Source organism: Candidatus Eremiobacteraceae bacterium (genome assembly GCA_035314825.1).
Lineage (GTDB): Bacteria > Vulcanimicrobiota > Vulcanimicrobiia > Eremiobacterales > Eremiobacteraceae > JAFAHD01.
This window is the reverse complement of sequence record DATFYX010000067.1, coordinates 45,156-58,181: the sequence shown is the minus strand read 5'-3', so window position 1 is coordinate 58,181 and position 13,026 is coordinate 45,156. Positions and strand designations below refer to the sequence as shown.

Below are 13,026 nucleotides of genomic sequence, written 5' to 3'. Positions count from 1 at the left end.
CACGCCCTCGCCTTTGGTCGCCACGCCGCCGCCGCTTTCGCACGCGGAGAGCATCACGAGTTGGGCGTCCAGCGATAGGCCGAAGACGTCGCCCATCGTCAAGAACCCGTCTGAGGTAGGATGCGCGAGCACGAGCGAAGGCTGGGCGATGCCGCTGATCGTGTCCGGCAAGGCGGCATGCGTGGCGAACAGCACGTACCGAAAACCCTTGAGGCTCCCGTCGGCATTGAGCCGGTTGACTGTCGAAACGGACGCGTCGTCCCCCAGATAGATGTCCGCGGCTGCGCCTCGGATTGTCGTCGCCACATCCTTGGCTTCGATTTCGCTTCCGGGTAACGCCGGGAAAACAGAGGACTGCGCTCCGCGCGTGACGATGCGAGAGACAGCACGTGTTTGCATCGTCGCGAGGGTTGGTGTGGCGCTTGGCTCGGGTGTGGCCGTGTCGGCGAACGTGGGATTTGCGAACGCCACGAGGGGCTGTTGATCGCCCTGACGCCGCTTTTCAAGCCCCGCGCGAAGCACGGCGAGCAGCGACGCCGACGACAGGTACGAGACGGAATGATCCTCGACCAAGTATCGTACGCCTTGACCATTCCCGGCTCGCGTCGCAAGTGCCTCAAACGGAACGCCATACAGCGCGCCGGTCGGCACGACATACAGATCGCTGGAAGCTGCGATCATCGAGCGGGCGCCGACGGGGAACAACCACTGGTATAGCGCCGCGCTGGTCTCTGCAAAGGAGGGGAGCGTTTGCGCGGCGAGGCGGCGGACCGCCGCGCCGCTGAGGCCGTTGTCGATAGCCGATTGCACCGACTGCGTCGAGCTCAAAAACCCAGCGACCTTGCTTTGAACTTCCGCGGAGCCTCCCTCCAATTCGAACAGGCGGAACGTCACCGGCGTGATGACCCAGAGCGCGGTGCGGTTCCCGAGCACGTCATATACGAGCATCGCCTCGCCTGTCCGCAACACATGCTGTTGTAGGGTTGAAACGCCGATCGGGCTCGGATGCTGCAACGCGTAGTACGCGGGATAGCGGGAACGGATGTCCGCTTCGAGCGCATCGCTCTTTTGGCCAAGGACGCCGAGCTCGGTCTCCAGCGACGCAATTCTCGCTGGAGTGGTTTGGCTCGTAGAGCGCGCTTGCGCGAGACTCGTCTTGAGTTGCGCGATTTCCGCGATATAGATGCTCTCTTGATCGCTGACGGTGCGTGGGACGCCGGAAAAGCCGTGCGCGGCGCTCTGCGAGATCTCCTCGAGCAGCGTGCGCGACTGTCGACGCTCAAAAACGTCGAGCGCCTTGCGATCGTAGCCTTTGCCCGGAAAACGCCGATCCAAATCGAGCAGGTAACCGATGTAATCGTCATAGACGAATAACGCCCGCTCGAAAAATGCCGTGCGGCTGCCGGCCTCCGGAAGCGCGCCGCGGAGCTGCTCGATCTCCCCGATCGCCGCCTCGTAATTCGAGATCGCGTCTTTGGGATCGTTGAGCGAGGCCTGCGCGTGGGCCGCTGCGCTTAGACTTCGCCATGCCGGCGACCCGATGGCCCGATTCAAAGCGAGGGAGCGCTGTGCGCTGGCGAGGGCATCGGCAAACTGACCCAACTGCTGCTGCGCGTCGGCTGCATAGCTCAAGACGGTCGCCTCGTTGGCGCGATCATCGAGCTTCACGAACGCCGCAAGCGCGTTAAGATACGACGCTAGAGCGGCCGTGTATTGCTGTTGGGAAGTTTGAATCCTCCCAAGGTTTTCAAGCGCGAGCGCGATGTCGGTCTGAGCGCCGATCTGGTTGAAGACGGCCAGCGCTTGACGGAAATCGGATTCGGCTTCGCTGTACGCGGTCAGATCTAATTCGATGCTGCCGCGCGTTGCGAGACTCTCGGCGGCACGGAGGGGGACTCCCCTCGTGCGCTGGAGTTCCAGAGCGTCGCCGTTCGATTGCAAAGCCGCCTGAAACAGTCCGAGCTGATCTTGTATGGCTCCGATCTGGTTCAGGGCGGCGGCTTGGGTTTCCGGATTATTCGCTTGCTGGGCGAGGGCGATGCTCTCGTTCTGCGATTCCATCGCATCCGCATACCGTCCAAGCTTCCGCTGAACGAGCCCTATGTCGAAGAGTATCGCGGCCTGCTCGGCGGGATTTTTCAATTGGCGATAGCCATCGAGTGCGCCGCGATAGAGCGTGAGAGCTTCCGGAAAGCGGCTCAACGCTTGCATGATGTTGCCTATGTCGAGGCTTGCCCCAGCTTCCCATTGAGTGTCTCCCCGTTCCGTCGCGATAGCCAAGGCCGCTTTTGAAGCCTCCAAAGAGTCTCCGAGCCGGCCCATGCTCTGTTCGATCTCTGCGACTTGCATCAATAGCGGTGGTAAGTCGCCAGGCATATTGAACTGCCTATCTATCACGACCGCTTGTCTCGCATAGGTGAGCGCGTTGTCGTAATACCCGGTCTTTGTGTAGACAAAGCCGATGTTGGCCGATGCAATGGCTTCGATGTCGTGCAGACCGAGCTGCTGGGCAAGCGCCAGCGCTTGCTGGAGGTTGCTCAGTGCATCCGCATACTGTGCGAGGCTCTCGTCTGCGAGTCCGACGCCGGCGAGAGAGCGGGCTTCGTATTCGCGGTTCCCGACCCGCTGCGCCAAAGTCAGCGCTTCTTGGTATTTCGAAAGGGCGGTCTTCGAATCTCCGTTCGATCTCGCATCGACTCCTGCCCGAACGAGTGCGCTCAGTTGCTGGGTGGTTGGATCGATGCTTTGGGCGGCCGAAGGCGCCGGAGAAGCTGCTAGGGCGATTGCGGGCTGCTTCAAGTACCACCCTATATCTTCAGCCTCGAAAGTTATGGTCTTTTTCGATCCGTCCGCCGCTTGCACTTCCAAGACATAGTTGTTAGGGGGCGACATCAATCGGTCTCTGGTGAGGTTGAGTTGATCTTGTGAAAGTCCTAATGTTGGCTGACCATTGATCGCTGTGACGAGATCCCCCAGCTTTAGCCCGGCGCGCGCGGCGCTTCCGAACACGGTTGCAAAGGTGACACGCGCACCCGACGGGTCCCGCCCAAGGCCGAAGTAGGGTCGATGTTCTCCGGTGCCGATCGCGTAGCCGTACCTGAGAAAATTCTCAAGGCGCGAGGCCGCGTACTTTCCAGGCGTGGCTTGGATCTCCGCAACTTCTTGATCGCTGAGGTCATCGAGTGTGCTGATGATCTGCTGCTCGCTGACGGTTGTGGCGTCGCTCGAGGGCTTCACGACTTCGAACTTCCTGGAAACCCAGTCGATTTGACCGTAGCAATCGAATATAGCGACCAAGTCCGAAACAGTGTTCTGGAATCCCCCTACCTGCGCTCCCCAACCAGGAAGAGTCGTGACAACGCCGATGGCCTGGTCATCGGCACACGCCTGAGCGATGGCGGGTGGTTGGTCGTTGGCCAGTGCTGCCGGGGTGATCTGCGCCCCTGGGAACAGCGCCAAGAGCTTCTGCGTCAGGTGCGTGTCGAACTGATCCAATATCGATTTCGAGCCTGCGGCCATCTGCAATCGTGTGCTATCGACAAAGAGCAGGTGGTACGCGCCGGGCACGCTCGGGAACCCAGCATCCGTCGCGTTAGGAGTCGCCGGGGGCGCGGTCAGCGAGCTGGTGGGGCTGGCCACCGACGAAACGCCGAACAGCAAGATAAACGACACGATGACGATGCCGCGGAACATTCAGACAGGCTCCTGAAACCAACGCATTGAACGCCAGCATTGGAGGACTAGCGTATGCTTGTTCGGTCTCTGGTTCGCCTGCTTGTGCCGCTCTCGCTTGTCGCCGGTGTTCCGCTTGCGGTGGTCGCGGACGCGGCGCAACCAGTCGCCTCGTATGTGTCATCGTATAATGGGCCAGCATCTGCCTATCAGATCAGTCGATCTGGCAAGCCGCTGGCTGTCGCGCCGCTCCTTCTGCTACAGCCGAGCGATCGAGTGAGCGTCGTCGTCCCGTCCGACAACCTTGGGACGAAGATGACGATAACGCTCTCGATCAATGGCAAGCAAGAGATCGTCGATGGCAGCCGCCCGTACTGCGTCGGAGCTAGCGAGGGCATATGCGGGTCGTACACCGCCCAAGGTGCGGGACCCGCGGGCACGGTTGCGACCGTCTTGCAGAACATGTTCGCGTCGGTCGCACCGCTCTTCGCAGCTGCGCAGGAAGATTACTATAGCAGCAAGGTCGATCAGATGACGTCGCGCGGGCCGCCCGCGGCACCGGCAGCTCCCTTGCTGCACACGACTCCGCGCGCGGGCGTTTCTTTGAACAACGGCGCGCTGACGATCCCTTGGCTGAACGGTAAAGCTCCCTTCCACGTCCGCCTTTTCTTGGGCGCGGGGGACCAGCCCATCGCTGACAAGCCGAACGTCATGACCAATGAAGAGCGTTTCGATTCAGGGTTGAGCCCGGGAACCTATAGGGTCGAGATCGTGGACAGTTCGGGCGCAAAGGCGACGGGAACGTTCGATATCGTCGCTGACAACGCGATACCGCAGCTTTCAGACGACGAACAAGAGGAGCTCAAGCACCTCCCCGCGAGCCTCAGCGTTCCGCTCTCCGCGGGGATGCTGGCGAAAAAGGGGCCGCACCACGAGTGGAACCTCGCTGCATATCAGCAGCTCGCAACGGCGCCCGACACGTATCCCAACGTGCAGCCGCTGCGCTTCCTGCTGGTCGAAGCGACGGACTAGGTCAGCCCTTGCCTTTGGCGGGTGAAGCGCCGAAGTTCTGACACAGCCCCGGCAATGCGAGCATCACGGTGCCGAGGGCTTGCACTTGGGCCTGCGTGGAGCTGCTCGAGCCGCCCCAGTGCTTGCCAAACGCTATTGCGCTTGCGGTCAACACGGCGCCCATGAAGCCGCCGTAGTTACAGAAGAAACGCCGCTTATTCGCACCGTACGTCAGATTGTTGACGATCTCCGAGCAAGATTGGACGCGTTCAAAAAGGTCGGCATATTGGTCGTAGTACTTGAAGAGGAATTTGGCGAGCGCTTGCTTGCGCTGCTCGGGGGTCCCGGTAGTCGACAACAGGGGATACGCCGCGCCGGACAGCGCCGTCGCCGAGTGCTCGTTCTCGAAGGAGTTGCATCCGATCTGCCAAGAGAAATTGAATATCTCGTCGTGCGAGATCTTTCGCGTGTTCCACGCGTAGATCGACATATAGTAGTCGCACGCGCGCAACCGATAGAGCAGATCATCCAGGTCGCGGTACGCGACCGTCACGTCGCTCGTGATCTCAAGATCGGTCCCCTTGAGGTCGGTCACTCCTTTTAGGAGGCCGTCGGGCGAGGATATCCCCGAGACCGAGCACAGCGGCATGAAGGTCGGCGGCGGAGGAAAATCGCTGATGTGTCTTGCGCCGCCGAATCCGATAAAGAAATTGAAATCAGGATAAGGTATTTGATCGTACGATCGCGGCGTGACTCCGTAAAACGCTGATTGATCGACCGACGTGGCCGTCGGCGCAGGATTCTCAGCAGGCGCGAGGCTCGCCGCGGGCGCCGGACTCGGCGAATCTGCGACGCTTGGCACCGTCGACATGAGCACGCTGAGCGTGGTCAGGCAAAACATAACGACGCGCGCAGTGAAACGCATGACGCGCGTGTATTGAACCCCTTAAGTGTGCTGTCCTTTCGAAGCGGCGGGAAACCTGATACGGGCCGCCAATGCCGCTGCGTCGGGCGTCTTCGACCCGGGAGTGTCTATCTGGCGACTCCTTCGACTCATGCCGGCGCGCGCTGGACGCGCTTCCTCCGGCATTTCGCGATCAACGTAGCGATCGGACTCGTGCTGATGTTCGTTCTTGAGCTGCCATTCGTGCAGAAGAACGCGGCTGTTGCCACGCTCCAAGATGGCCTGATCAACTGGCAAATGGACAAGCTCAAGGGTGTGGATAGCGCGTCCGAGATCGCATGGGTCGACGTCGATGAGAAGACGTATCGCGAGTGGGGTGAACCGCTTGTGACGCGGCGCGACAAGCTGGCGGCTCTCATCGACTTCGCAATGCAGCACGAACCGCGCGCAGTGGTCGTCGACGTCGATTTTTCGACCCCGAGCCGCTCGGACGAGGCGCTCGTACGCGTCCTTCAAAAATATAGCCGCTGTCCGGGAGCGTGCTCCCCGCCAATCCTACTCGTGCGCGCTTTTGATGACGGTGTTGAGAACGCATATCCTGGGCAAGCAGGGCGGGTGAACGTCGCTCGATGGTCTTTCCTCGACCAGCCGCTGGGCACGTCGCCCGATGACCCCTGGAAGACCGCCGGTCACGTGCAATGGGGAGCGGTCACTACGGATCACGACCCGGATGGGATGGTTCGCCGGTGGCGTTTATGGGAGGATTCGTGCAGCGCCCATGGCGCGTCCGTCCTGACTCCGTCCATCGTACTGCTCGCGGTCGCGGAGCAACGACTGCCCCTCTCGGAGATCCGCGATGCCGTGCAACCGCACCAGTCCGCATGTGCGCAAGTCAGCGGCCTGGCGCCGCAATCAAACCGATCGCTTGAAAACGAGTTGACTGGGATCGGGAATCCACCGCATTCTCTGATCCTGACGGAGCGCGGCTTGCAGCGCCGCATCGTGTATCGGATTTCATGGGATGGTTCAAATGAGGCTGTTCGCGGCTCTATGCTCGGCGAAGTCGTGCCGGCCGGTTCTATCACTCAAGACTCATCGGCCGGCGCGGCTCTCCAGGACCGCATCGTCGTGATCGGCTCGAGCTGGGACCCGCTCGACGTGCATCGCACGCCGATAGGCGAAATGCCGGGCTCGCTCGTCTTGATCAACGAGGTGAATTCGCTCGAGCGTGGAGATGTGCTTCGGGAGCCGGGGGTCGTGGGGCGGTATGCGCTTGAAATCGCGCTGATACTATTTGTGAGCCTCGTGTTCGCGCTCGTGCCGCCTGCATACGCGTTGGCGGTCGTCGTCGCTGCCATCGCGATCGGAACACTGACGCTCGGACTCGTAGCGTTCAACGCCGGGATTTGGGTGGACAGCGTCGTACCGCTGGCAGGCGTGATGCTCCACGAAGTGATCTCACGGTCGCACGAGAGAGTCGCTCGGCTTATGAAGCGCTCCCCCAAGCCATGACGCGCGACTGTATCCGAGGTCGAGCACGGACCGGCGGGGCTTCGCGCTGTTCGAGGCTGCGGTTCGTATTTCTGATCGTCGTTCACCTTAGCTCAGTGTTCGCTATCGTTGCGTGTGCGAATCGAGCGCCGGCCTCGGCGGCGGCGATTCCATGTCACCCGGTGTCCGCCGCCGCTCAAATATGCGGCGCCGGAATCATGTCTGTTTCGATGTTAGACCGGCTTCTGTGACGCCGCGGACGATGCCACAAGGCCAAGGTAACGCGTGCAGGTATATTTGATTGACGGGACCTATGAATTGTTCCGCCATTTTTTCGCCTTACCATCTTCTGCCGACGCGAAAGGACGAGAGGTCGGCGCCGTACGGGGTGTCCTGGCTTCGGTTCTGTCCATGCTCGAGCGCGGCGCCACGCACGTCGGTGTCGCGACCGATCACGTCGTAGAGTCGTTTCGGAACGACTTGTACCGCGGATACAAAACCAGCGAAGGTGTGCCTCCCGAACTACTCTCGCAGTTCCCTATTCTGGAAGAGGCCCTTGAGGCAATGGGCGTTGTAGTCTGGCCGATGGTTTACTACGAGGCCGATGACGCTTTAGCATCCGCCGCCGCCAAGGCTTCGCAAGATGCTCGCGTAAATCGCGTCTATATTTGTACGCCTGACAAGGACCTGAGTCAGTGCGTTGTGGGCACGCGCGTCGTTCAACAGGACCGCCGGCGCGACATCGTGCGCGACGAGACGGCCGTGGTGGCCAAGTTCGGGGTGACACCGAAATCGATTCCGGATTACCTGGCGGTGGTCGGGGATAGCGCGGATGGATTCCCCGGTGTGCCTGGATGGGGTCCCAAGGCCGCGGCCGCGACCTTGTCGCGGTACTACCACCTTGAAGAAATTCCGAAGGACTGGCGCAAGTGGCATCCTTCAATTCCTCGAGCACGTACGCTGTCCGAGGCGCTCTTCAACGCATGGAGCGATGCCCTGCTGTTTCGCACGCTCGCGACTTTGCAGCTGGATGTGTCGGTCTTTGATACGGTCGACGACCTTCACTGGAAAGGATCGCGGTCGAACTTCGATCGCCTCTCCCGTCGAATGAAAGTACCGGATCTACTACGCCGCGCCACGTTGTTAGCGTCGAGCAGATCCAAAGAGGTCTAAGAGGCGCATCCCTTCCCTTGCGCAAACGGTCAGAATGACCAGAGGAGATCGCACATCATGGTTGCAGTTTTACTCGCCATTACCGTCATCGCTTTTGGAACTACCGGAAACGGTTATTCAACGCCCATCCCCCAAGCCACGCCGCTCACAGGGTCACTTCGGCAAAGCGTCGCCTTCGGCAGCCTAAACGTGACAATCCAGGATCTGCGCGATGCGACGCCGGCCGACAATCCCGACCAGATTCCCGTGTTGCCCGGCCAAAGGCTCATGGCGATGCGGGTGCTTTTGACGGACAGCGTGTCTTCTGCCTATACCGGCGTTGTCACGTACACGCTTGAAGATAAGAACGGCATCGGGCCCCGGGCTAGGGACATAAGACCTTCAAGCCTCAACATCCATCAAGGCGTTGCTGTCCACCTTAGTGGACTGTTCACCGTCGACAAGGCGCTCGTCCCCACCACGCTGTTGGTGGAGTGCTCGTCCTGCAGCGAGAGCCATGGGTACAAAGCGGCACGCTTCATTATTCCCGCGCCGTGACTGGCCTGCTCAAGCACCCCCGCATCCGTGTTGTGAATTCTGAATGCGATATGCCGCCTGCGCCTTATAATCGTACACACGATACACGCGCCCTCGCTGATCGCTCGCCACATTCGGGCATTCGCTCTCGGATGGGACGTAGATCAGACACACCTGAACCCTGTCGCCAGGGCGCTCGTACGCGTCAATCGCGTTCGTGCCGTAATCGACCACGCTGATCCCATTGGTGAACGAAATGGCGACACCACCGCTCTCCCAAGCGCCTGCCTGGTTGATTTCGCTTTGCGTGAGCGCCCCGCCGGAATTGAGCCGCGCCTGGGCCGCAGCGCTAAGCTTGGTGGGGTCAAGCAGCCGCGGGCCCGCCGTCTCGACTTGAGTATTCGAGCACAACGAGTTAGTAGCCGGCCAGGGAAGCGCCGGAGACTCTACGGCACTTGGCGGAGGGCCGTCGTACGAAGCTAGGGCATTGGCCGGTCCTGCCACCAGGACAGCGGCGATGGATATGTGGATCACGGCAAGAGACCTCGACTTCAGAACTGCGTGATTGGACCACCCGGTTTGACAGTGGGGCCGGTCCGCGGATGTGGATAGACGAAGTGGGGAACGGCCGTCGGGCAGTTCATATAGGGCTTTAAATCGACGTCCTGCGGATTCGTGCACAAGAGATAGCTGCGTTGCGGATCCTGCATCAGGTTGTGGCGCATGGTCGCCACTTGGCTCCGCGTGAACAGCATCGGCTTGCGGCACACGAAGTAGCTCATCACGTCGTCCTTATCGGGCCGAAACGTGAGCGAAACCGGTTTGCCGCTGAATAGTGCGTGCAGCGTGTAGCTGGGTCCGTTGAACACGATCGTCGCGCCGCTGCCATCGCTGAGCGTTTTGCCCGTCGGAGGGTGGCAAAAGCCGATGTTGTTGTCGTTGAAGAGATGGGCGCCCGCATCGGGTGGCGTGTCGGTGACCGTAAACGTCCAGCCGCTGGTGAGATTCGTTCCATCGGAGATCAGCGGGCCGGCCGGCGAGTCGCCGTCGTAGATCTTGATCGACCGAGTCGTGCCCGAGCGCGGGTTTCCATCGTACCAGCTTTGCAAGGCCGCGGGCGTCGATAAGAAGTCGTACGTGCCCGGAAATGTGTGCGGCAATCCGAAGTAGTGGCCGACCTCGTGCGAGAGTTGACTGAAGTTCTGGTACACGTACCACGATGACGGGGCATAAGTGCATCCGGAGCCGTCGGAGGCGATCGGTGGATTCGGATGTTTGGAATCGACCGGATCGGTCGCCACGGTCGTGCCGCAGTAGACCGAAGGCATGACCGTATAGCTCGCGCTGCAATCCGTCGTCGTACTGCCGCTGCACCCGATGCTGCCGACCGGCACGTATGCGTTGTAGGCGGTGTAGCCGTTGCCCGTCACGCCGATACCCGAGCCCGCCGGACCGTACGCTCGGAAAAAGACGACCATCTTGCCCGGGTAGCGCGCAGCCTGCCGTGAGGCCACGCGGTCGTTGTTATGAGCGAGGTGATTGATGGTGGAGTTCTTCACGCGATCGAGATCGTGCGCCGCGTCGAAGTCGACGACGATGTGCGCGTTCGAAGCGCGCAGCGACTCGTTCTCGTTGTCGATCCATTGTTTGAGTTGCTTGAGGCTAAGCACGCCCTTCGGGTTGGCGCCGTTGTCATCCGATAGGATGACGGCCTCCATGCGCACGTGGATCGTCATGAGGTCGATATCTGGAGGCTGCGCGTCGGATGGCGTCGCTCGCACAAACGCAAGACAGCCGGCGAGCAATAACGCAAACGCAAGGATGAAACGCTGCTTCATGGCAAGCCCCCGCTTCGCGGCGCCGGTCCGCCCGCCCTGGACTGGACCTTTGGCTTCACTCGCGAATAGAAGATGTACGAGTTTCAGGCTCGTCGAAATGAGCGTCTCATCATGAGGCACTTCGTATCGCTGTGCCTGCTTGCGCTTACCGGACTAGCGCTCACCGCGCCTGCGCTGGCCGCGGCGCGAGTCGATTCCCGAGTGCAAATCACATCGCCGCAAGCCGGGCAAGTATTCGCTCCCGGAGATACCGTCGTAATCACCGTCACAACGCAGATCCCCGCGGCGGCGGGCTACGTCGGTGTCGGCGCACCGGGTGTCGGCATACTGCAAGGGACCAATTACAACGGCTCGACATTCCAGGCCAGCTTCAAGATTCCCGAGTCTTTCGCGGGCCCGCTGACGATCTCGCCAGCGGTCATCGGTACCGACCAGACACCTGTCGAGGGCCAATCCGTCACGATCATCGTACGTTCTTCGAACGCGCCGGAGCGCATATCTCTGACCCAAGCAACGTTCATGATGAGGGCGCCAGGCGCAACCGAAAACATTTACGTGCAGGGCATGTACTCCAATGGGATTGAGCGCGACTTGACTTCGTCTACGACCGGGACGGCCTACCGCTCGAGCGATACGGGCATTGTAAGAGTCAGTGCGGATGGGAATGTTCGGGCGACCGGCTTCGGCATCGCCATCGTCAGTGTGGTCAACGCAGGCCGCAAGGCCTTTGCAAGTTTCTGGGTCGAGGATCCGCAGCATCCACTTCCACCGATCGAAGTCACCCCGCAAGTGAGAATTGACCGTCTGACGGCGCAAATCACACCCTTCAATGCGCTGACGAGCACGTATGGACAAACGCTGCGCGTTATCAACGCTTCTTCGATCCCCTTGCCAGGGTCGCTTTACGTCGTGATCTCCAATCTTCCATCAAAGACGGTGGTCACCGGCGGAGGCAGGACAAAGGTTATTGAACCGCTCGGCTCGCCATACTTCTCCTTGAAGCTACCGGACGGTCTGACGCTGCAGCCGGGCCAGAGTGTTTCCGTGAAACTCGCTATGTGGATTCTCGGAAGTCAACCGATCAACTATGACGTGCGGGTGTTCCGTACCTCAGTGCAACCATGAAGGCGTGAGGTTCGTGTTATCACGCGTCATCGTACGACCAACCGTCTGTTCAATAACTGCGACCGCGCTGGCAGTCTCCCTATGCAATTCGATCGGCCGCGCCGACCAATCGAGGGGGAAAATAGAGAACGAGCGGTCGAGTAGGTTTTGACGTTGCACAAATCAAATCGTCCCACCGAGGCATTGTGACGATGTGTAGAAACATAAAGACACTTTTCAACTTCGAGCCGCCAGTGAGCGCAGGTGACGTCAGGTCGGCTTCGCTTCAGTTCGTAAGAAAAATCAGCGGTTTCACGAAACCTTCCAAAGCAAACGAGGTCGCCTTCGACGCTGCCGTCGATGAGATAGCCCGCGCCTCGACTCGTCTACTTCGCTCGCTCGAGACGACCGCACCGCCTAAGAATCGGCACGAGGAAGCCGCGCGGGCCAAGGCTCGCGCGCTCAAACGCTTCGGTCCCACCTCACGCGCGAGCAGCACTCTGCCGCAAGCCTTGCGGCCACATCACTGATCGACACCGCTCCGGTGGCAGCGCTTAGACTCGCCTATTCGAGCTGGAAGACGTATTCGAGCAAGTAGTCGGTTTGCACGGACGGCGGTTTGAAGAGGCTCGCTCGCGCGGCCCTGAGGGCCGCGTTATCGAGCAGCGGGCTGCCCGACGACCGATAGATCTTGACGGCCACTAGCTCTCCGCTCGTGCCGATCGTGACCAGCACGATGGCGGTGCCCTGGGTGCTCTGCTGCCTAGCAGGTTCAGGGTAGTCCACCGGCGCCTTGTACTTGTACTCCGCGTCCGTGATGCCGACCGGCTCCTGCGGCCTTGCCGGCTCGGCGGCGGGCGCGGCTGGGGCCGTGGTCGGCGGCCCTTGCGGCACGCCGTTCTCGTCGCCGTGCGGCGCCGATGTATACGCCACTTCGGCTGGGCCTGTGCCACCTTCGTTGTGCGTTTTGATGACGTTCATCTTGAGGTGCGCGGGCGGCGGCGTGCTCTGGGACGGCGGCGGAGTAGGCGTCGGCAGCGGCGTGGGTGTCGGCGGCGGGGTCGGTTTGGTCGTCGGCGGCGGCTTGATCAGTGTTTGGACCGTGACTTTTTGTGGCGGCGGCGTCGCTTGTTCTTTGAACTGCGGGAAGAAACGCTCGCCAGCGGCGCCCATGATGAAATGCGCGGTAGCCGACAAGATGATGAAGCCGGCCGAAAGATAGATAAACGCATAGTGGCTGCGCTTGGTGGACAGCGGCGGCGTGATGAGCGAATCCGGCTGCGCGTTGGGGGTCGTGGCCAAACCAGTCGTGCCCTT

At 60.9% G+C, this 13,026-nt stretch carries 9 protein-coding genes; 5 read left to right on the top strand and 4 right to left on the bottom strand.

Annotation, left to right across the window (positions count from 1 at the left end):
• The coding region (locus VKF82_09140; GenBank protein HME82228.1) for a tetratricopeptide repeat protein at positions 1-3,693 on the bottom strand (3,693 nt) is incomplete at its 3' end.
• A 294-nt stretch (positions 3,694-3,987) separates the two neighbouring features.
• Here VKF82_09140 and VKF82_09135 point away from each other — a divergent pair.
• The gene (locus VKF82_09135; GenBank protein HME82227.1) at positions 3,988-4,704 is read left to right on the top strand and encodes a hypothetical protein; all 717 of its coding nucleotides are present in this window, start codon (positions 3,988-3,990) and stop codon (positions 4,702-4,704) included.
• 1 nt (position 4,705) lies between these two features.
• Here the strand turns inward: VKF82_09135 and VKF82_09130 are convergent, their stop codons facing one another.
• A complete protein-coding gene (locus VKF82_09130) occupies positions 4,706-5,608 on the bottom strand; it encodes a hypothetical protein (protein ID HME82226.1) in 903 nt (300 codons plus the stop codon).
• Positions 5,609-5,806: 198 nt separating this feature from the next.
• Here VKF82_09130 and VKF82_09125 point away from each other — a divergent pair, with 198 nt between their 5' ends.
• The 3 genes from VKF82_09125 to VKF82_09115 all read left to right on the top strand — a co-directional run bounded on the left by VKF82_09125 (position 5,807) and on the right by VKF82_09115 (position 8,788).
• Complete coding sequence (locus tag VKF82_09125) at positions 5,807-7,099, top strand: CHASE2 domain-containing protein (protein ID HME82225.1); 1,293 nt, start codon at positions 5,807-5,809, stop codon at positions 7,097-7,099.
• A gap of 264 nt (positions 7,100-7,363) precedes the next feature.
• Positions 7,364-8,251, top strand: coding sequence for a 5'-3' exonuclease H3TH domain-containing protein (locus tag VKF82_09120; protein HME82224.1), 888 nt, complete (start codon positions 7,364-7,366; stop codon positions 8,249-8,251).
• A 57-nt stretch (positions 8,252-8,308) separates the two neighbouring features.
• On the top strand, positions 8,309-8,788 hold the full coding sequence (locus VKF82_09115) for a hypothetical protein (GenBank protein HME82223.1): 480 nt from the start codon (positions 8,309-8,311) through the stop codon (positions 8,786-8,788).
• Between the two features lie 530 nt (positions 8,789-9,318).
• Here VKF82_09115 and VKF82_09110 read toward each other — a convergent pair.
• Complete coding sequence (locus tag VKF82_09110) at positions 9,319-10,605, bottom strand: hypothetical protein (GenBank protein ID HME82222.1); 1,287 nt, start codon at positions 10,603-10,605, stop codon at positions 9,319-9,321.
• 72 nt (positions 10,606-10,677) lie between these two features.
• On the opposite strand from VKF82_09110, the gene VKF82_09105 reads away from it, so the two are divergent.
• Positions 10,678-11,730 carry a hypothetical protein gene (locus VKF82_09105; protein HME82221.1) on the top strand — a complete coding sequence of 351 codons (1,053 nt, stop codon included), beginning with the start codon at positions 10,678-10,680 and terminating at the stop codon, positions 11,728-11,730.
• Between the two features lie 543 nt (positions 11,731-12,273).
• Here VKF82_09105 and VKF82_09100 read toward each other — a convergent pair.
• On the bottom strand, positions 12,274-13,011 hold the full coding sequence (locus VKF82_09100) for a TonB family protein (GenBank protein HME82220.1): 738 nt from the start codon (positions 13,009-13,011) through the stop codon (positions 12,274-12,276).
• Positions 13,012-13,026: the final 15 nt, after the last annotated feature.

Bases quoted from the DNA above. Each gene is read 5' to 3' on its own strand.
- VKF82_09135 (HME82227.1), top strand. From the start codon at position 3,988: ATGACGATAACGCTCTCGATCAATGGCAAGCAAGAGATCGTCGATGGC.
- VKF82_09130 (HME82226.1), bottom strand. From the start codon at position 5,608: ATGCGTTTCACTGCGCGCGTCGTTATGTTTTGCCTGACCACGCTCAGC.
- VKF82_09125 (HME82225.1), top strand. From the start codon at position 5,807: ATGTTCGTTCTTGAGCTGCCATTCGTGCAGAAGAACGCGGCTGTTGCC.
- VKF82_09115 (HME82223.1), top strand. From the start codon at position 8,309: ATGGTTGCAGTTTTACTCGCCATTACCGTCATCGCTTTTGGAACTACC.
- VKF82_09110 (HME82222.1), bottom strand. From the start codon at position 10,605: ATGAAGCAGCGTTTCATCCTTGCGTTTGCGTTATTGCTCGCCGGCTGT.
- VKF82_09105 (HME82221.1), top strand. From the start codon at position 10,678: ATGTACGAGTTTCAGGCTCGTCGAAATGAGCGTCTCATCATGAGGCAC.